13 protein-coding genes, 1 rRNA gene and 1 pseudogene are annotated in these 18,325 nt (G+C 63.6%); 10 read left to right on the plus strand and 5 right to left on the minus strand.

Translation table 11 applies throughout. The features are described from left to right. Window positions 1-287: 287 nt before the first annotated feature. Window positions 288-1,823: ribosomal RNA gene (locus HQN78_RS18435) — 16S ribosomal RNA — on the minus strand. Window positions 1,824-2,310: 487 nt separating this feature from the next. Between HQN78_RS18435 and HQN78_RS18440 the strand changes: the two genes are divergently transcribed. Next, on the plus strand, window positions 2,311-3,633 hold the full coding sequence (locus HQN78_RS18440) for an MFS transporter (RefSeq protein WP_107801421.1): 1,323 nt from the start codon (window positions 2,311-2,313) through the stop codon (window positions 3,631-3,633). 60 nt (window positions 3,634-3,693) lie between these two features. Here the strand turns inward: HQN78_RS18440 and hslU are convergent, their stop codons facing one another. Then, the gene (gene hslU / locus HQN78_RS18445) at window positions 3,694-5,037 is read right to left on the minus strand and encodes an ATP-dependent protease ATPase subunit HslU (RefSeq protein ID WP_107801420.1); all 1,344 of its coding nucleotides are present in this window, start codon (window positions 5,035-5,037) and stop codon (window positions 3,694-3,696) included. Between the two features lie 56 nt (window positions 5,038-5,093). Then, window positions 5,094-5,669, minus strand: coding sequence for an ATP-dependent protease subunit HslV (gene hslV / locus HQN78_RS18450; RefSeq protein ID WP_107801419.1), 576 nt, complete (start codon window positions 5,667-5,669; stop codon window positions 5,094-5,096). Window positions 5,670-5,894: 225 nt separating this feature from the next. Here hslV and HQN78_RS18455 point away from each other — a divergent pair, with 225 nt between their 5' ends. The 6 genes from HQN78_RS18455 (at window position 5,895) to HQN78_RS25910 (ending at window position 11,997) form a co-directional block, all read left to right on the plus strand. Then, window positions 5,895-6,602 (plus strand): energy transducer TonB, encoded by a 708-nt coding sequence (locus HQN78_RS18455; protein ID WP_107801418.1) that lies wholly within the window; start codon window positions 5,895-5,897, stop codon window positions 6,600-6,602. Beyond that, the gene (locus tag HQN78_RS18460) at window positions 6,599-7,276 is read left to right on the plus strand and encodes a MotA/TolQ/ExbB proton channel family protein (protein ID WP_107801417.1); all 678 of its coding nucleotides are present in this window, start codon (window positions 6,599-6,601) and stop codon (window positions 7,274-7,276) included. Before HQN78_RS18455 ends, HQN78_RS18460 begins: the two co-directional genes overlap by 4 nt. Then, entirely contained in the window at window positions 7,263-7,673 is a 411-nt protein-coding gene (locus tag HQN78_RS18465; RefSeq protein ID WP_048415369.1) for a biopolymer transporter ExbD, read from the plus strand. The genes HQN78_RS18460 and HQN78_RS18465 overlap by 14 nt, the downstream gene beginning before the upstream one ends. Before the next feature lie 245 nt (window positions 7,674-7,918). Beyond that, complete coding sequence (locus HQN78_RS18470) at window positions 7,919-9,760, plus strand: DUF3857 domain-containing transglutaminase family protein (protein ID WP_235085453.1); 1,842 nt, start codon at window positions 7,919-7,921, stop codon at window positions 9,758-9,760. A 249-nt stretch (window positions 9,761-10,009) separates the two neighbouring features. Then, entirely contained in the window at window positions 10,010-10,567 is a 558-nt protein-coding gene (locus HQN78_RS18475; RefSeq protein ID WP_107801413.1) for a PAS domain-containing protein, read from the plus strand. A gap of 704 nt (window positions 10,568-11,271) precedes the next feature. Further along, window positions 11,272-11,997 (plus strand): methyl-accepting chemotaxis protein, encoded by a 726-nt coding sequence (locus HQN78_RS25910; RefSeq protein WP_370646614.1) that lies wholly within the window; start codon window positions 11,272-11,274, stop codon window positions 11,995-11,997. Window positions 11,998-12,342: 345 nt separating this feature from the next. On the opposite strand, the gene HQN78_RS18485 is transcribed toward HQN78_RS25910, so the two are convergent. Further along, complete coding sequence (locus tag HQN78_RS18485; protein WP_107801411.1) at window positions 12,343-12,792, minus strand: hypothetical protein; 450 nt, start codon at window positions 12,790-12,792, stop codon at window positions 12,343-12,345. Window positions 12,793-13,970: 1,178 nt separating this feature from the next. Continuing rightward, window positions 13,971-15,251 carry an enterobactin transporter EntS gene (gene entS, locus HQN78_RS18490; RefSeq protein ID WP_235085456.1) on the minus strand — a complete coding sequence of 427 codons (1,281 nt, stop codon included), beginning with the start codon at window positions 15,249-15,251 and terminating at the stop codon, window positions 13,971-13,973. Between the two features lie 164 nt (window positions 15,252-15,415). On the opposite strand from entS, the gene fepD reads away from it, so the two are divergent. From fepD to HQN78_RS18505, 3 genes and pseudogenes are all read left to right on the plus strand, one after another. Beyond that, the gene (gene fepD / locus HQN78_RS18495; protein ID WP_107802099.1) at window positions 15,416-16,453 is read left to right on the plus strand and encodes a Fe(3+)-siderophore ABC transporter permease; all 1,038 of its coding nucleotides are present in this window, start codon (window positions 15,416-15,418) and stop codon (window positions 16,451-16,453) included. Window positions 16,454-16,593: 140 nt separating this feature from the next. Further along, a pseudogene (gene fepG / locus HQN78_RS25915) lies at window positions 16,594-17,492 on the plus strand (iron-enterobactin ABC transporter permease). Continuing rightward, window positions 17,489-18,319 (plus strand): ABC transporter ATP-binding protein, encoded by an 831-nt coding sequence (locus tag HQN78_RS18505; protein ID WP_227106000.1) that lies wholly within the window; start codon window positions 17,489-17,491, stop codon window positions 18,317-18,319. Before fepG ends, HQN78_RS18505 begins: the two are co-directional and overlap by 4 nt. The last annotated feature ends 6 nt before the right edge of the window (window positions 18,320-18,325 follow it).

Here is an 18,325-nt window from a genome sequence, read left to right on the forward strand (position 1 = left end):
TAGATCACCAAAACAACAAGTGTGTTTGTGCGACGACTACACCGCCCCTTTTGATATGGCGACGTAGCCTAGATACAATCAAATACCCAAGATGACGATCCGTCCGCGTAAAGAGTTAACTCTACGCTTCCTTCTCGCCGTCTTTATATATTCGGCTTCTTCAGTTTGTTAAAGATCAGTGCGTTCAAACAACGCGATCACAGTACTCATCCAAGCACTCTGATCGCGAGACTCAAACTCGCGAATAACCGATAGGCTGTAAGTACTCGATCAACAACCTTCTCTAGAAAGGAGGTGATCCAGCCGCAGGTTCCCCTACGGCTACCTTGTTACGACTTCACCCCAGTCATGAATCCCACCGTGGTAAGCGGCCTCCTTACGGTTAGCCTACCCACTTCTGGTGAAACTCACTCCCATGGTGTGACGGGCGGTGTGTACAAGACCCGGGAACGTATTCACCGCAGCATGCTGATCTGCGATTACTAGCGATTCCGACTTCACGCACTCGAGTTGCAGAGTGCGATCCGGACTACGATCGGTTTTATGAGATTGGCTCCACCTCGCGGCTTCGCGACCCTCTGTACCGACCATTGTATGACGTGTGAAGCCCTGGTCATAAGGGCCATGAGGACTTGACGTCATCCCCACCTTCCTCCGGTTTGTCACCGGCAGTCCCATTAGAGTGCCCAACTTAATGATGGCAACTAATGGCAAGGGTTGCGCTCGTTGCGGGACTTAACCCAACATCTCACGACACGAGCTGACGACAGCCATGCAGCACCTGTGTTAACGCTCCCTTTCGGGCACCACCACATCTCTGCGGCGTTCGTTACATGTCAAGACCAGGTAAGGTTTTTCGCGTTGCATCGAATTAATCCACATCATCCACCGCTTGTGCGGGTCCCCGTCAATTCCTTTGAGTTTTAACCTTGCGGCCGTACTCCCCAGGCGGTCAACTTCTCGCGTTAGCTACGCTACCAAGGATTCAAACCCCCAACAGCTAGTTGACATCGTTTAGGGCGTGGACTACCAGGGTATCTAATCCTGTTTGCTCCCCACGCTTTCGTGCATGAGCGTCAGTGTCATCCCAGGGGGCTGCCTTCGCCATCGGTATTCCTCCGCATCTCTACGCATTTCACTGCTACACGCGGAATTCTACCCCCCTCTGACGCACTCTAGTCGTGCAGTCTCCAATGCCGTTCCCAGGTTAAGCCCGGGGCTTTCACATCAGACTTGCACAACCGCCTGCGCACGCTTTACGCCCAGTAATTCCGATTAACGCTTGCACCCTACGTATTACCGCGGCTGCTGGCACGTAGTTAGCCGGTGCTTATTCTTCCGGTACTCTCAGACCCAGCGGTTATTAACCACTAGGATTTGCTCCCGGACAAAAGTCCTTTACAACCCGAAGGCCTTCTTCAGACACGCGGCATGGCTGGATCAGGCTTGCGCCCATTGTCCAAAATTCCCCACTGCTGCCTCCCGTAGGAGTCTGGGCCGTGTCTCAGTCCCAGTGTGGCGGATCATCCTCTCAGACCCGCTACTGATCGACGCCTTGGTGAGCCTTTACCTCACCAACTAGCTAATCAGACATCGGCTGCTCGTATAACGTGAGGCCTTACGGTCCCCCACTTTCCCCCTCAGGGCGTATGCGGTATTAATCCGGCTTTCGCCGAGCTATCCCCCATTACACGGTACATTCCGATGCATTACTCACCCGTTCGCCACTCGTCAGCGGTGCAAGCACCCTGTTACCGTTCGACTTGCATGTGTAAAGCATGCCGCCAGCGTTCAATCTGAGCCAGGATCAAACTCTTCAGTTCAATTCCAAGCAAATTTTCTGGCACGCAAGATCAAAGAAACATCGAGACATTTCTCGTCTTGCAGTGCAAGTGTTTGGTCATCGACCGAGCACTTACACCTATCGGTTATTCGTTCTGTTAAAGATCAGTGCAGGTCGCTGCGTTTCGTTTCCGTCGCTGCGTTGTCTGCTGAGGAGGTGAAATATACGTTACAGCCCTCGCTCCGTCAACACCTATTTTGAAAAAAGAGAGGGTTTTTAAGATATCAACACCTAAGTCAATGATTTAAATGAATATCATCCATAAAGAATTTTACAAGAACTTTTGGGCAAGCCGGAAAACAAGGCTTCCCAGCTTGTTGTCGTCGGCAGATAAGCTGCGAAAGCGGGCAGATTTTGCCCGGTTTTTCCGAAAAACCCGCTTTCCGGCAAATTATTCGACGCAGACTTTATGCCTTAGTCATTAATTGTTAAGCTAAGCGCATCCCCACCGCCCAGGAGCCCTCCTCATGCAGCAAACCTTGCGTCAACGATTGGAGGGCCTGCCCGCGCCGTTTTACGCCTTGATGCTGAGCGACGTGCTGAGCGGGCTGGCGATGGGCGCCGGTTACGTCGCCATCAGCTGGTGGGTGGTGCAATCCGGCGGCGCGCGCGATATGGCGTGGTTCGGCTCGATCACCGCGCTGGTGATGTTGCTGTCGCTGCCGCTGACCGCGCCCTTGGGCGACCGCCTGCCCAAGAACCGGCTGATAGGCGGCGGCATGCTGTTGGCGATGTTGAGCGCCCTGCTGTTGGCGCTGATGGCGGCCATGGGCTGGTATCGCATCGGCTGGGTGATTGCGGTGGAGTCGCTGGCCATGCTGGCCTGGTCCATCGTGCTGCCGTCCATGCTGAGCATCGCCGCCGAGATGGTGCCGGCGGCCAGACTGGGCGATGCGCTGTCCTTGCAGAAAAGCTCGCAGTCGGCCGGCAATCTGATCGGCCCGGTCTTGGGCGGCGGCCTGATGGCGGCGACCTCACCCACCCTGACTCTGCTGGCCTATGCCTTCTTGCTGGTGGTGGCCGCCGCGGCCTCCTTATATGTGCGCGTGCCGCCGCGCGCGGCAGGCGCCGTCCGCAGCCCCTGGCTGGAAGATATCCGCAGCGGCTTGTACGCGCGCTGGCGCATTCCGCTGGAACGCTATTGGACCTTGGCGGTATTCATCACCCTGGTGGCCTTCATGCCGCTGGTGACCACCTTGCTGCCGGTCAAGCTGCATGCGCTGGGTTTGTCCGCCGCCTGGCTGGGCGGTTGCGAGGCGGCGATCAGCGCCGGCATGCTGCTGGGTTCGCTATGGTTCACCCATGTGCTGCTGCGCCGCTTCAGCCGTTACCAGGCGCGCACCCTCGGCATGCTGGTCTGCGGTGTATTGATGCTGGTGGTGGCGCTCAGCGACAACCCTTGGCTGATCCTGGCCTGTTTCGCGGTGATGGGGCTGATGTTCGCGCTGAACCAGCTGATCGGCCAGACCCACCGCACGCTGGCGGTGCCGGAGAATTACCGCGCGCGCTTTTCCGCCATCAATGTGATGCTGGTGAAGATAGGCTCGATGCTGGGGCCGGCGCTGGCCGGAGCGCTGCTGCATGTGCTGCCGCTGGACCGGGTTTATCTGATCTTCGCGTTGCTGCATTTGGCCACCGTGCTGCCCATGCTGCTGTTGCCGGGCTTGAAGGCTTTCCTGGAGCTGGACCACGAGGAGGTGAAGGATTGGTATTGGCGGCATCACCCGGAGGCGTTCCGCGATTTGGCGGCCATGCCAGCCGCCGCCAAGCCGGCCTGTGAGACGCGCTGAGACGGATGCAAAAACGGCGGCCATCGGCCGCCGTTCGCGTTTCTATATATAAGGAGTGGATCAGAGCACGTAACGCGCCAGATCTTCGCGCTCGGCCACCTGCTCCAGCTTGCTGTCGACATAGGCGGCGTCGATCTCGCAGCGGCCGGCCTTGGCGTCGAATGCCACTTCTTCCAGCAGCTTTTCCATCACGGTGTAGAGACGGCGCGCGCCGATGTTCTCGGTTTTCTCGTTGACCCGCCAGGCGATCTCGGCCAGGCGCTGGATGCCGGATTCGGCAAACTCCAGTTCCACGCCCTCGGTGGCCATCAACGCCTGGTACTGACGGGTCAGGCAGGCGTTGGTGCTGGTGAGGATGGCCTTGAAGTCGTCCACGGTCAGCGAGGAGAGTTCAACGCGGATGGGCAGACGGCCTTGCAGTTCCGGGATCAGGTCCGACGGCTTGGACAGCTGGAAGGCGCCGGAGGCGATGAACAGGATGTGGTCGGTCTTGACCATGCCGTACTTGGTGGACACGGTGGTGCCTTCCACCAGCGGCAGCAGGTCGCGCTGCACGCCGGCGCGCGAGACGTCGGCGCCGCCCTGGCCTTCGCTGCGGCTGGTGACCTTGTCGATCTCGTCCAGGAACACGATGCCGTTCTGCTCGACGTTCTTCAGCGCTTCGGCGCGCAGTTCCTCGTCGTTGACCAGCTTGGCGGCTTCCTCGTCGATCAACTGCTTGCGCGCCTCCGTCACCTTCATCTTGGCCGTCTGTTTCTTGCCGGAGCCCATGCCCTGGAACATGCCTTGCAGCTGGCTGGCGAAATCCTCCATCCCCGGCGGGGCCATCACATTCATCTGCGCCGCCGGCGCGGCGATTTCGATTTCGATCTCTTTATCGTCCAGCGCGCCTTCGCGCAGCATCTTGCGGAATTTCTGGCGGGTGGCGCCGTCTTCCGGCTTGGCCTCCGCTTCCGGCTCGCCGCCGAAGAAACCGGCCTGCTGACGCGGACGCGGCAGCAGCACGTCCAGGATGCGGTCTTCCGCCGCGTCTTCCGCGCGCGGGCGGTTGCGCTTGATGGCGGCGTCGCGAGTGTCCTTGATCGCCACTTCCACCAGGTCGCGGATGATGGTGTCCACATCGCGACCGACATAGCCCACCTCGGTGAACTTGGTGGCTTCTATCTTGATGAAGGGCGCGCCGGACAGCTTGGCCAGGCGGCGGGCGATCTCGGTCTTGCCCACGCCGGTGGGGCCTATCATCAGGATGTTCTTGGGGGTGATTTCGCTGCGCAGCGGCTCGGCCACCTGCTGGCGGCGCCAGCGGTTGCGCAAGGCCACCGCCACCGCGCGCTTGGCGGCGTTCTGGCCGATGATGTGTTGGTCCAGCTCGTGGACGATTTCCTGCGGGGTCATTTGCGTCATGACATTCTCCAGCCGGAAGCGGCGCTCCCGGCGATTTGATTCTTGAATCGGGCGGCTCAGTTGGCTGCCGGCTCTTTGCCTTCCGGCTCTTCGGCGTCGTCCAACAGCTCGATCACATGGTTGTGGTTGGTGTAGATGCAGATGTCGCCGGCGATCTCCAGCGACTTCTTCACCACCACTTCCGGCGCCAGATCGGTGTTTTCAAACAGCGCGCGCGCCGCGGACTGGGCGTAGGCGCCGCCGGAGCCGATGGCGGCGATGCCTTGCTCCGGTTCCAGCACGTCGCCGTTGCCGGTGATGATCAGGGTGCTGTTCTTGTCGGCGACGATCAGCATCGCCTCCAGCCGGCGCAGCATGCGGTCGGTGCGCCAGTCCTTGGCCAGTTCCACCGCCGACACCAGCAGATTGCCCTGATGTTTTTGCAGCTTGGCTTCAAAACGCTCGATCAGGGTGAAGGCGTCGGCGGTGCCGCCGGCAAAGCCCGCCAGCACCTTGCCGCCATGCAGCTTGCGCACCTTGCGCGCCGAGGCCTTGATCACGATGTTGCCCAGGGTGACCTGGCCATCCCCGCCCAGCGCCACGCGATTGCCGCGGCGAATGGACACGATGGTGGTTCCGTCGAACTGTTGCATGTTTTGTATTCCAATAATGTCGCCACCGGCACTCCGCCGTGGCCAATGCTGCAAAATATGCAGGCAAAACCATGGATTGCAAGCGCCGGGCCGCTCCGGCGCGCCGGCGGACGCGACGCTTGGCAAAATCCTTTTCCCGTCATTTATTTACCCATATCAATGACGTGAGAATATACGCGTTTTCCAGCTTGGATAATGAGAATAGTTTGTATTATCATCACCGTCATGAACCAGCGAATTCTTCAATACTCGGCGCTCTCCAGCACCGTGGGCCTGCATGCCCTGGTCTTCGTGCTGATGGGCGGCGCAGTGGCGATGCAGGCGCCGATCACGCTGCCGCGCGTCGCCAGCATGGAAATGATCAGCCTGGCCGCACCCAGCAAGGCCGCCGCGCCGGCTGCGCCCAAGCAGCAGCCCAAGCCCGAGAAAAAGCCGACGCCGCAGGTCAAGCCCACCCCGACGCCGAAGCCGACTCCGGTCAAACCCAAGGTAATGGCCACGCCCACGCCGGCCGCGCCTAGCGCCAAGGCCATCAGCGTGCCCACCGCCGCCCCCGCGGCGGAAAGCAAGCCCAGCGCGGCCACCAGCTCCGCCGAGGGCGGCAGCTCGCGCGGCCAGTCCGCCGACGCCAAGCCCTCGATCACCGAGCCGATGTACCGGGGCGGCTATCTGAACAATCCCAAGCCGGCCTACCCGGCGCTGTCCATCGAGGAAGGCGAAACCGGCACCGTGCAGCTGCGGGTGCACGTATCCGCCCAAGGCCAGCCGCTGGACGTGGCGCTGGCCAACACCAGCGGCTTCCCGCGCTTGGACCGCGCCGCCCTGGCGGCGGTGAAGAAATGGACCTTCACCCCGGCCAAACGCGGCAATGAAGCCATCGCCTACACCTTTATCGTTCCCGTTGAATTTTCTTTGAAGTCTGCCAAATCATGAATCTAATGACTGTATTCCAACAAGGGGACGCCGTGCTGGTCGCGGTGTTCATGATCCTGGTCCTGATGTCGGTGCTGACCTGGTACCTGATCCTGGTTCGCGGCGTCAGCACCTGGCATATCCGCCGCGCCAACAAGCAGGCCGAGGCCGCGCTGTGGGACGCCCCCAACTGGAAACAGGCGGAAACCCAGCTGCAGGATTCCCGCGCGCCCTTCGCCAACCTCACCCGCCAGGGCCTGGCCGCGCTGCGCCACTACCGCAGCCAGGCTGAGCGCCCGCTGGGCCAGAGCTGCGATCTGGACGAATTCCTGACCCGCGCCATCCGCAAGGGCCTGGCCCAGGAAAACGGCAAGCAGGAAACCGGCATGACCGTGCTGGCCTCGGTGGGCTCCACCGCGCCCTTCATCGGCTTGTTCGGCACGGTATGGGGCATTTACCACGCGCTGGTGAACATCGGCGCGGCCGGCCAGGTCACCATCGCCGCGGTGGCCGGCCCCATCGGCGAGGCCCTGGTGGCCACCGCCGCCGGCCTGGCCGCCGCCATCCCCGCGGTGCTGGCCTACAACGCCCTGACCCGCATGCAGCGCATCATGGCTCAGGACATGGACTACTTCGCCCACGATCTGCACGCCCAGCTGCTGACTCAGTCCGGAGAGATCGATGGCCTTCGGTAGTTTCGACAAGGGCGGCTCCGCCCCGATGGCCGACATCAACACCACCCCGCTGGTGGATGTGATGTTGGTGCTGCTGGTGGTGTTCATCATCACCACCCCGCTGCTGACCAATACCGTCAAGCTGGATCTGCCGCAGGCCAGCGCCGCCGCGCAGCAGAGCCAGCCCAAGGAAATCCGCCTGGCCATAGATGCCGCCGGCGCGGTGTTCTGGAACGACGTCAAAGTGCCGGAAGGCGAGCTGGACGCCCGTTTCGCCGCCGCCGCCCGCGACAACCCGCAAGTGGAGCTGCACTTGTTCGCCGACAAGAGCGTGCGTTACGAAACCGTGGCCAAAACCCTGGCCAGCGCCCAACAAGGCGGCATCAGCAAGATCGGCTTCGCCACCGAAGCGCCGTAAAGACCGCCTGCGAGCAGGCCGGCCGCTCGTCTGTCAGCCCAGCATTGCCTGCCGACGAGCCCTACCCCCTTATCGACTCTGCGGCGCTATGACGCCGTTCACACAAAAAGCACACACATTCGCAAGCGCTAATATGCGAATATGGAACGCTTGACCCCATCCGGCGGCGCGGACGCCGGATGCGCGTTTTCTCCGCCCTCGCGCCGTATAATCATCACCGCAACATCACACTTTTCGATTCCACTATGCGTACACTCACTCTCGGGCTGGCCGCCGGCCTCTACAGCAGCTTCAGCGCCGCCGCGCTGCAACCGGTCAGCGAAGCGCCGCTGGCGGTCAAAACCGCCGTCAGCTGCCAGCACAATAAAGACAACAGCCTGGACTGCGTCACCAGCAAGCAATTCACCATCCTGCACCCCTCCGGCCGCGAACAGCTGTCCCGCATCGACTTCACCTACCCGGCCGAAGACCGCCTGCGGGTGGAGCAGGCCGAAGTGATCCAGCCCAACGGCAAAGTGATCAAACTGGGCAAATCCCAGATCGAAACCCGCGCCGCGCCCAATCCGGACGCCGGCGTCAGCCGCGACATGCAAACCTGGATGGCCTTCCCGGAATTGTCGGTGGGCAGCACCGTGTCCTACCGCATCAAGACCCACAGCGTGGCGCAGCCCTTGGTGCGCCAGCTGCGCTACCAACTGGACCTGGGCCCGCAAAAAGCGCGCGAAGACAGCTTCAACTTCGACATCCAGTCCACGCGCCCGCTGATCTGGCGCGGCATGATGCTGGACGATTACGCGGTGGACGCCAGCGCGGACCGCAAACGCATCAAGGTCTCGCTGCGCCGGCCGCGCTACCTCAACTACATCAACGAGTGGAACAACAGCGCGCTGCGCGAATGGCCTCAGCTGGTGATCGCCACCTCGGACCAGCCGCAAGACCACTTCGGCGCTCACGCCCGCCGCTACAACGAAATCCTGGCCGCGCCGCTGCCGCCGGCCGCCGCCGCCGTGGTGGCCGCCAACCAGGGCAAGCCGGCCGCGGAGCAGGCGGCTGCCTTCATGCAGCACATCAACCGCAACTACCGCTACCTCAACGACACCCGTCTGGCGGAACGCGGCCTGGTGCCGTTCACGCTGGCGGAAATCGAAAAGCACGGCTACGGCGACTGCAAAGACCTCTCCACCCTGCTGACCGCCATGCTGCGCCGCTCCGGCGTCGCCGCCGAGCCGGCGCTGATCTACCGCGGCAAGTTCGCCCCGCCGCTGCTACTGCCCGGCATCGGCGCGCCCAACCACATGATCGTCCGCGCCGACATCGCCGGCCAGACTTGGTGGCTGGACCCGACCAACCCCTTTTTCCAGCCCGGCCGCATCATGTCTGACCTGCAAGACCGCTGGGCCTTCATCATCGGCAAGGACGGCGTGGTCAGCCAGACCCAGGTGCCGATGGAGCCGGCGCGCACCGATCTGAACATCAAGCGCGAAAACGCGCTGCAAGCCGACGGCAGCGCCGACGTCCGCGCCGATATCGAACTGGGCAACTCCACGCTGATCGACACCATTCTGCAAGACCGCTACCAGGGCGTCAGCGCCACCGACCAAAGCCTGTGCAACCGGCTGAGCAATCAGCCGGAAGGCTGCAAGGTCCAGCGCGACATGACCTCCTTCATGGTGCCGTCCGTCTACCCGTTGCGCATGAGCGTGCGCGACCCGCGCATGCTGGAGAAGATCTCCGGCCTGTTTCTCTACGACTCCCACTTCAAGGGCGTGTGGGACAGCTTCGACAGCTACAAGCGCAACGGCAACCTGGCCGACGTCTACCTGGGCGACGCCAGCGCCATGCAGTCCGACGTGCTGCTCAAGGGCGCCAAGGCCATCCAGCCGGCCTTCGAGTGCAAGGTCAGCTCTCCCTGGTACGAGGTCAACGCCAAGCAGCAGCAAACCCCGGCCGGCATCCGCGTCCAGTACCGGATCAGCAATAAGGTGCGCTGGCTCAGCCACGCCGAGATCAACAGCCCGGAATTCGCCAAGCTGATAGACGATGCCCGCGCCTGCGTGTCCCAGATCCGCCAGATCGTCAAACTCTGAAAACCGCTTCCATGCCAGCGGCGCGCCCCAAGATATTGAACCGGCTCTGACGCCCTGCCCACCCGCGCCGCAAAGGATGCCGAAGGCATCCTTTTGTTTTTGTAAGAACTGGATTATTAAGAAGTAATTTAAGCAGCACCCTGTCAAGCATGGGCAGTACAAATAAATAAACGCTTGCCCCTACTGGGCCAGTGGCCGAAAATGAACATTTAGAGGTTATGCAATCGACAAATAAGAGAGAAACAGACCATGACGCACCCCGCCGCCGGCCCGGCCAGCAAGGAAATCCGGCTCGCTCCTCATGAACTGATCATCACCAAGACCGACCCCACCGGCCACATCACCTACGCCAACCGCGTGTTCATGCGCATCGCCGGCTACGCCGAGCACGAACTGCTGGGCAAACCGCATAATCTGATCCGCCATCCCGACATGCCGCGCGGCGCCTACCGGCTGATGTGGAAAACCCTGCAACAGGGCCAGGAATTCTTCGCCGTGGTGAAAAACCACAGCAAAAACGGCGACTACTACTGGGTGCTGGCCAACGTCACCCCGGACTACGATCTGCGCGGCCAACTGCAAGGCTATTACTCCGTGCGCCGGCCGCCCAGCCAGGAAGCCATCAAGGCCATAGAACCCGTCTACGCCCAGATGCGCCAGATCGAAGCCAGCCACAACAAGGCCACCGCGCCTGACGCCTCCGTGGCCTGGCTGCTGCAAGTGCTGGCGGAAAAAGGCGTCAGCTATCAGGACTTCATCCTGTCCCTCAACGCCCAGGTGCTGCAAGCGCCGGGAGTCGCCGCATGAACCACGACAAAAAACCGCCCTTCCTGCGCACCCAGCTGGGCTGGTGCATCATCAGCTTCAACCTGCTGGTCGCCTTCTCGCTGCTGGACGGCTTCCTGTTCCCGGAAATCGTCGGCCACATCGTGGACGCGCTGCTGCTGGCCGTCTCCATCGCCCTGTCCCTGCTGCTGTGGCGCCACAGCGGCCGCATCTTCGGCCTGCTCAACACCCTGCACGAACAACTGGGCTACGCCAGCTCCGGCGAACTGCACCACCGCGCCACCGGCACCCGCAACCTGGGCGAAGTGGGCAAGCTCGCCTGGCAGCTCAACGATTTCCTCGACCTGATCGAAACCTATTTCAAGGAAATCAACACCTGCTTCAAGGCCATCAGCGCCGGCGACTACAGCCGCCGCCCGCTGAGCCAGGGCCTGCCGGGCATCCTGGCCAGCTCGCTGGGCAGCGTCAACCACGCCATCCAGACCATGGCCGACAACGACGGCTACATCCGCCGCAACCGCCTGTCCTCGCAGCTGGCCGCGCTCAACAACCCGCATCTGCGCAAAGATCTGGCCAGCAATCAGAGCGATCTGGAAGACATCAGCCAGGCCATGGCCGACGTGGCCGCCATCACCCAGGACACCGCGGACGGCGCGCGCGTCAGCCTGGAAACCGCCCAACACCTGTCCGGCCACCTGGACACCATCGCCGACAGCGTCAGCAGCATGGACACCGCCAGCACCGCGCTGGCCCAGGAATGGCAGGGCATAGAAACCTCGCTGGCCGACATCTCCGCCATCGCCGACCAAACCAATCTGCTGGCGCTGAACGCCGCCATTGAAGCCGCCCGCGCCGGCGAAACCGGCCGCGGCTTCGCCGTGGTGGCCGACGAAGTGCGCAAGCTGGCCGAACGCAGCAAGAGCACCGCCAACAATGTGCAGGACGTGCTGGAAAACCTGTCGCTGCGCATCGGCAATATGCAGACCCAGGCCAGCGCCGCCGGCAATGTGGCCAGCCAGGTCAAGGACTCGGTGGAAACCTTCCGCCAGCGCTTCAGCAGCCAGGTGGAGCAGTCGCAGCAGGTAATGGCGCAGGTGAACCGCGTGCACGACAAATCCCAGCTCAGCCTGCAAAAGGTGGGCCACGTGATCTTCAAGCAGACCGCCTATCACTCGATAGAGGAGGCCAAGCCGCTGGAGCAGGGCAGCGAGCTGCAAGGCTGGCTGCAACTGCAAGGCCAGCAGTCTTTTGGCCAGACCCGCTCCTGGAGCGAGCTGGCGGCCACCGAGCAGCAGGCCAGCCAGCACATCGGCGCCGCGCTGGCGGTGTTTGGCCAGGAAGGCCCGCTGGACGAGCAGGAGATCGTCGAGCGGATGCAGAAGCTGGAGCAGGACAGCGGCCGCATCCTGCGCTATCTGGACAAGCTGGGCGAGGAGAAGCACGGCCAGTAAGCCGCGCGACAGTGCCTGCCACATCGGCAAGAGGCATTGGAGCCTCGGCTGACATTCAAGCAAGCAGGAATCAAGCGGGGCCGCTTTGGGCTGCCCCGCTTTTTTTGCGTGCGCCGGCTCGGCGGCAAACGATGTCGGTGGGTATCGTCTAGCGGCTCCACCCACCCTACAAGACCATCCATCATAGGGTGGGTGGGGCGCAGCGATACCCACGCGGAAACGCGATGGAATCGATGCTTGGGTCTCAATGGCGGGGTTTGGTGGGTATCGCCTACGGCTCCACCCACCCTACAAGACCATTCACCGTAGGGTGGGTGGAGCGCAGCGATACCCACCGCAAGACGTTTAGCGGTTTCGCAAGCGGATGCGGCGGAAGCGCGCTTCCAGGCTGAAACGCTGTCCCAGCGCCAGGTAGATCTGGTGTTGGCTGTCTACATGGCGGTAAACCCGGACCCGGTCGGCGCCCAGCAGCATCATGATTTCCAGATAGTTGAAAAAGCCCATCCACTGGCCGCGTCCGGCGCGGTCGTCAAAATCGATGTCGCGCGCCACGCGGCTGAGCAGGCCTTTACCGACGTATTCCCGATTGTCCTTCAGCCATTGCAACAGGTGAGCCGCGCATTCGCGGCCGTAGGCGTGGTCGGCGAGGAGATCCTTGCTGGGCGTAGGCATTTGCCAGTAATGCGGGTAGGTGCGGCCGGGGCAGAAGCGGACGAAGGGGAGCAGTGCGCTCTGTTGTTCCAGGGCGTTCAGTTTGTAGCGGCGGCGCGGGGGAAAGTTTTGAGGCTGTTGCATGGTGTTTCTCCTGCTGTGACACAAGATAAACCACCTGCCGAGAGAAGCGGAGGTATTAGGCAGGCGCGTGGCAGGATTGGCGTACCGGGTGTGTACCAGACCGGTGAGTGCATGGCACTCTCCCACCATGCGCCTGCCAAACGGCACAGCCATGGTGAAACAGCCCGCGCAGTATGCTGCGTAGGCTGGTGGTACACACGAACGGGACGCCAATCCCGTGTGCCGCATGTGGGCGGCAACGGGGGATTGTTGCCGAGGGGACGCTTGGGGTCAAGGTAGGGTGGTTGCTTTGCTTGAGCAATTTGACGCTAGCAAATTATCACTGAGCGAATCAAAGATTTGCACGTAGAGAGTTCAGCTGCGCCTTGCAGGCCCCTTTTTCTTCGGGGTTTCGCGTCCTGGGGGACGAGGGGGGATGAAAGGGGGCGGCGGCCCGTCCCCTCCCCGTCTTATTCCCTCGCGACGCTGCGCTTGCCTCGCTCGGTCAGCGCGGAAAGCGGCACCTAAATCAATATCCGCGAAGCGGATTCAAAACTAGATCACTCAACAAGTAAACTACGCTCAATCACAGCAACCACCCCACCTTGACCCCCAACCGCCCCCTCGACAACAATCCCCACGTTATCGCCCACATACGGCACACGGAATTGGGGTCTCATTAACAAACTCGGATATAGGCCTCTGCGCGTATATTCGTCATCCCTCCAGGCAGTACCTGATTGGTAGGTGCGTTGTGGGAGAGTGCCTGCACTCGCCGGTTAGTTTGTTCCGGTACGCCAATCCTGCTTCGTGCCTGCCTAAACCTTGCAGACCTCTTTTTCTCCGGCGCGCCCCGAGGGGACACCTGGGCGCTACACGAGGGGGCCAATTCTCTAAACCAGGGAGTGTTGATTTGCTGCCTAGCTCGCTCTGTGGGTAACTAGGCTACATTGCCCTTACCTGTGGATAAGCATTATTCCCCAAAAGAAACCATGTATCTGACGCGCCCCAGGCTCCTTCAAGCCTGCTGTCGGGTGACAAGGTGGCCTTTAATATTTGTAATATTTGGCCAAGAAAATATCCTCTCCCTGCTCGCCGGGCAGCCCCGGCAATCAAAATCATCAGAGGATGAAAAAAGGCGAAAACCCCAACCGAGGTTTCCGCCCTGCGACAACATCCGTTCTAACAAACCCTTGGCGCTAGGACCCCGCGCCCTGCCGCGCCGGCTCCCCGGCCGCCTCCGCCTCGGCGACCGCGCCGCCGGCCAAACGCCGCAAAGACCCAAAAGCCCCGCACATCGCCAGGCTGGCCGCCGCGGCCGCCGCGCCGAACCAGCCCACCGCCGTCAACGGCGCCAAGGCCCGCGCCAACGCGCCCAGCCCCAAAGCGCCCAGACCATCGCCCACCACATCCTGCGCGTTCCACAGGCTGTTCACCCGGCCCAGCAAATGATCCGGCGTATTGCCCTGCACCAAGGTGAACTGCAACAAGGACGCGATGGAACCGAAATAACCCAGCAAAGCCAAGGCCAGCAGGCCGTAAGCCAGATGATGGACCAGACCCAAGGAGGCGATGCTCAGCGACGAAGCCAGCACGCAGCTCAACATCACCGCGCCGGGGCGGCTCAAACCGCCCACCCAACCGCTGGTGAACGCGCCTATCATCGCGCCCAAGGGCACCGCCGAATACATCAGGCCCACCTCGAAAGCGCCGCCGCCGTAACCGTCCTCCGCCAGCGAGGGATACAACACCCGCACCGCGCTGAGCAAGGTTTGCAGCGTGCCCACCGCCACCACCGCGCCCACCACCTTGTTCTGCCACAGGAACTGGAAACCCTCCAGCAAGGAACGCAGCGGGTGCGCCGGCTCCCCGCCCTGCGGCTTCAAGGACGGCAAACGCGTCAGCGGGATCAGGGTGGCCAGCGTGCCGACGCCGGCCAGCAGATAGTTCCAGTTCACCCCGACGGCGGCGATGATCAGGCCGCCCAGCAAGGGCGACAGCACGCCGCCGATGCGCATGGTCAGCATGCTCAGCGCGCCGGCGGCCGGCAGGTTTTCACGGCCGACCAGCACCGGGATGGACGCCATCAGCGAGGTGATGCCGATGCCGCTGAAAAAACCGTCCCAGGCCGACACCACGTAGAGCGCCAGCACCGAGGGGTTGGTCATGAAGCCGTTGAGCGCCAGCGCCAGAAAGCCCAGACCGCACAGCGAGCGGCCCAGCAGAATCAGCCGGCGGCGGTCCATGCGGTCCGCCAGCACGCCGCCGCACATCAGGCCGGCGAACATGCCGACGCCGTCCAGCGCCATCGCCGCGCCCACTTGCAGCGTGGAGCCGGTGAGCTGATGGATTTGCACCGGCACCGCCACCATCAGGATGCCGAAGGCGAACACCGAGATCATGCGGGCGATGAAGATAGAGCGGAAATGCGGGTTGAGCCTGAGCAGGCTGAAATCAACGAAGATAGGCGACTTTTTCATGACAAAGTTTTATCTCGACAGGGGTGGAGGCCGCTTGGCATGCGCCGGCGCGCCCGGCGGACGGCGTGGTTTGCTTCCCGCGCGCGCCCGGCAAGATGGTGTTCCGTTATGGATGCCGCATGGTAACATCAGCAGTCTGTATTAGGAATCATTTGCATTTGATCATGTCAATCCGTCCCGCCTCGGCCCTGCTCGCGCCCACGGCGCCGCCAAGCCGCCGCCTGACCCTGTTGCTGTGCTGCCTGGCCGCGCTGGCGGCCATTGCCCTGTTAAGCCTGATGCTGGGCGCCAAATCGATTCCGGCCTCCGTCGTATGGCGCAGCCTGCTGCACGGCGGCGGCGACCCGGACAGCGTGATCGTGCTGCAAGGCCGCTTGCCCCGCACCCTGCTGGGCCTGCTGGCCGGCGCGGCGCTGGGCCTGTCCGGCGCGCTGATCCAGGCGCTGTCGCGCAATCCGCTGGCGGACCCCGGCGTGCTGGGCGTCAACGCCGGCGCCAGCTTCGCCATGGTGCTGGGCGTGGCGGCCTGGGGCGTGGACAGCCAGCTGGGCTATCTGGGCTGCGCCGCCGCCGGAGCGCTGGGCGCCACCTTGCTGGTGTACGCGGTGGGCGCGCGCGGGCGCCGCATGGACCCGCTGCGCTTCGTGCTGGCCGGCGTGGCCGTCAGCGCGGTACTGATGGGCTTGTCCACCGCCATCACCCTGCTGGACCCGCTGGCCTTCAATCAGCTGCGCTACTGGAACGCCGGCACGCTGGACGTGCGCAGCATGACCCCGGTGGCGCTGGTGGCTCCGGTCATCGCCGCCGGCGGCCTGCTAGCGCTGCTGCTGGCGCGGCCCTTGAACACTTTGGGCATGGGCAGCGATCTGGCGGTGAGCCTGGGCGGCCGGCCGCTGCTGATCCAGGCCGGCGCGGTGCTGGCCATCACCCTGCTGTGCGGCGCCAGCACCGCCGTGGCCGGCCCCATCGCCTTCATCGGCCTGATGATTCCCCATCTGGCCCGCTGGCTGGGCGGCGCCGATCTGCGCTGGACCCTGCCCTTCACCTTGCTGCTGGCCCCCATTCTGCTGTTGAGCTCGGACATCGTCGGCCGCCTGCTGACGCCGGGCGAGCTGCGGGTCTCCATCGTCACCGCCTTCATCGGCGCGCCGGCCTTGATCTGGCTGGCGCGCCGCCACGCCGCGCCCGGAGGCCGCTCGTGAAGCCGGCGGTGTTGAGCTGGGGCAGCCCGGACGGCCGCTGCAACGGCCGGCTGGCGCTGGGCGGGCTGTGGACCTGTTTGCTGTTGGCCGCCGCCTGCGCGGCGCTGGCGGCGATGAGCTTGCGCGCCGGCGCCTTGCCCATGAGCCTGGAACAGGTGTGGCAGGCCTTGCAAGGCCAGGGCGGCCGGCTGGAGGTGGCGGTGGTGCAGCAATGGCGGCTGCCGCGGGTGTTGATGGCCTTGGTGGTGGGCGCGGCGCTGGGCATGAGCGGCGCGATTTTCCAGTCCTTGATCCGCAACCCGCTGGGCAGCCCGGACGTGGTGGGCTTCAACACCGGCGCCTATACCGGCGCGCTGGTGGTGATCACCCTGTTCAACGGCGGCCATTTCCAGATCGCCGGCGGCGCGCTGGCCGGCGGCCTGCTGTCCGCCGGCCTGGTGTATCTGCTGGCCTGGCGGCAAGGCGCGCACGGCTTCCGCCTGATCATCGTCGGCATCGCCGTCAGCGCCATGCTGAGCGCGCTCAATCACTGGCTGCTGATCAACGCCAGCCTGGAGGCGGCGATGAGCGCGGCCACCTGGGGGCGGGCACGCTCAACGGCATGACCTGGAACAAGGGCCTGCCCTCCGCGCTGTGCTGCCTGCTGGCGATGGCGGCGGCGCTAACGCTGCAGCGGCGCATGCGCCTGCTGGAGATGGGCGACGACTGCGCCAGCGCGCTGGGCGTGTCGGCGGAGCGCACCCGGCTGTGGCTGATGGGCCTGGGGGTGGCGCTGATCGCTTCCGCCACCGCCGCGGCCGGGCCGATTTCCTTCATCGCGCTGGCCGCGCCGCAAATCGCGCTGCGCCTGCGCCGCACCCAGGCCACCAGCCCGCTGACCGCGGCCTGGACCGGCGCGCTCTTGCTGCTGGCCGCGGATTACGGCGCCCAGCAGTTCTTCTATCCCCGTCAGCTGCCGGTGGGCGTCGTCACCATCTGCATTGGCGGCCTGTATCTGCTGTGGCTGTTGCTGCGTCAAACCGGAGCCCGAAAACCGTGACTTCCCTGAATTTGAAACTGGACGCCGCGCCGGCGGCCGGCGCGGACCTGCCGCGGCTGCGCGGCGAGCGCCTGCGGCTGGGCTACCGCCAGCGCACCATTTGCGAGCAGTTGGACGTGCGGATCCCCGACGGCTCCTTCAGCGTGATCATCGGCCCCAACGGCTGCGGCAAATCCACCTTGCTGCGCAGCCTGAGCCGGCTGTTGAAGCCGCTGTCCGGCCAGGTGTGCCTGGACGGCCGCGACATCCACAGTTTCCCGGCCAAGACGGTGGCGCGGCAGCTGGGCTTGCTGCCGCAAAGCGCGGTGGCGCCGGACGGCATCGCCGTGGCGGACCTGGTGGCGCGCGGGCGCTACCCGCATCAGAGCCTGTTGCGGCAATGGAGCCGGGAGGACGAGGAGGCGGTGAGCCTGGCGCTGGCGGCCACCGGCACCGACGCGCTGGCGGACCGGCTGGTGGACGAATTGTCCGGCGGCCAGCGCCAGCGGGTGTGGGTGGCAATGGCGCTGGCGCAGCAAACGCCGCTACTGCTGCTGGACGAGCCGACCACCTATCTGGACATCGCGCATCAGATCGAGCTGTTGGAGTTGTTCCGCCGCTTGAACCGCGACGGCGGCCGCACGCTGGTGGCGGTGCTGCACGACATCAACCACGCCTGTCGCTACGCCAGCCATCTGATCGCGATGCGCGACGGCCGCATCGTGGCCGAGGGCGCGCCGCGCGACATCGTCACCGCGGATTTGATCGAACAGGTGTTCGGCCTGCGCTGCCTGATCATCGACGATCCGGTCAGCCATACGCCGATGGTGATTCCGCGCGGGGCTTGAGAACCG

The sequence above is a fragment of the Chromobacterium sp. Beijing genome (genome assembly GCF_021496765.1).
Taxonomy (GTDB): domain Bacteria; phylum Pseudomonadota; class Gammaproteobacteria; order Burkholderiales; family Chromobacteriaceae; genus Chromobacterium.

Bases quoted from the DNA above. Each gene is read 5' to 3' on its own strand.
- entS (WP_235085456.1), bottom strand. From the start codon at position 15,251: ATGAAAAAGTCGCCTATCTTCGTTGATTTCAGCCTGCTCAGGCTCAAC.
- HQN78_RS18475 (WP_107801413.1), top strand. From the start codon at position 10,010: ATGACGCACCCCGCCGCCGGCCCGGCCAGCAAGGAAATCCGGCTCGCT.
- HQN78_RS18485 (WP_107801411.1), bottom strand. From the start codon at position 12,792: ATGCAACAGCCTCAAAACTTTCCCCCGCGCCGCCGCTACAAACTGAAC.
- hslU (WP_107801420.1), bottom strand. From the start codon at position 5,037: ATGACGCAAATGACCCCGCAGGAAATCGTCCACGAGCTGGACCAACAC.
- HQN78_RS18465 (WP_048415369.1), top strand. From the start codon at position 7,263: ATGGCCTTCGGTAGTTTCGACAAGGGCGGCTCCGCCCCGATGGCCGAC.
- fepD (WP_107802099.1), top strand. From the start codon at position 15,416: ATGTCAATCCGTCCCGCCTCGGCCCTGCTCGCGCCCACGGCGCCGCCA.
- HQN78_RS18440 (WP_107801421.1), top strand. From the start codon at position 2,311: ATGCAGCAAACCTTGCGTCAACGATTGGAGGGCCTGCCCGCGCCGTTT.
- HQN78_RS25910 (WP_370646614.1), top strand. From the start codon at position 11,272: ATGGACACCGCCAGCACCGCGCTGGCCCAGGAATGGCAGGGCATAGAA.
- hslV (WP_107801419.1), bottom strand. From the start codon at position 5,669: ATGCAACAGTTCGACGGAACCACCATCGTGTCCATTCGCCGCGGCAAT.
- HQN78_RS18460 (WP_107801417.1), top strand. From the start codon at position 6,599: ATGAATCTAATGACTGTATTCCAACAAGGGGACGCCGTGCTGGTCGCG.
- HQN78_RS18455 (WP_107801418.1), top strand. From the start codon at position 5,895: ATGAACCAGCGAATTCTTCAATACTCGGCGCTCTCCAGCACCGTGGGC.
- HQN78_RS18470 (WP_235085453.1), top strand. From the start codon at position 7,919: ATGCGTACACTCACTCTCGGGCTGGCCGCCGGCCTCTACAGCAGCTTC.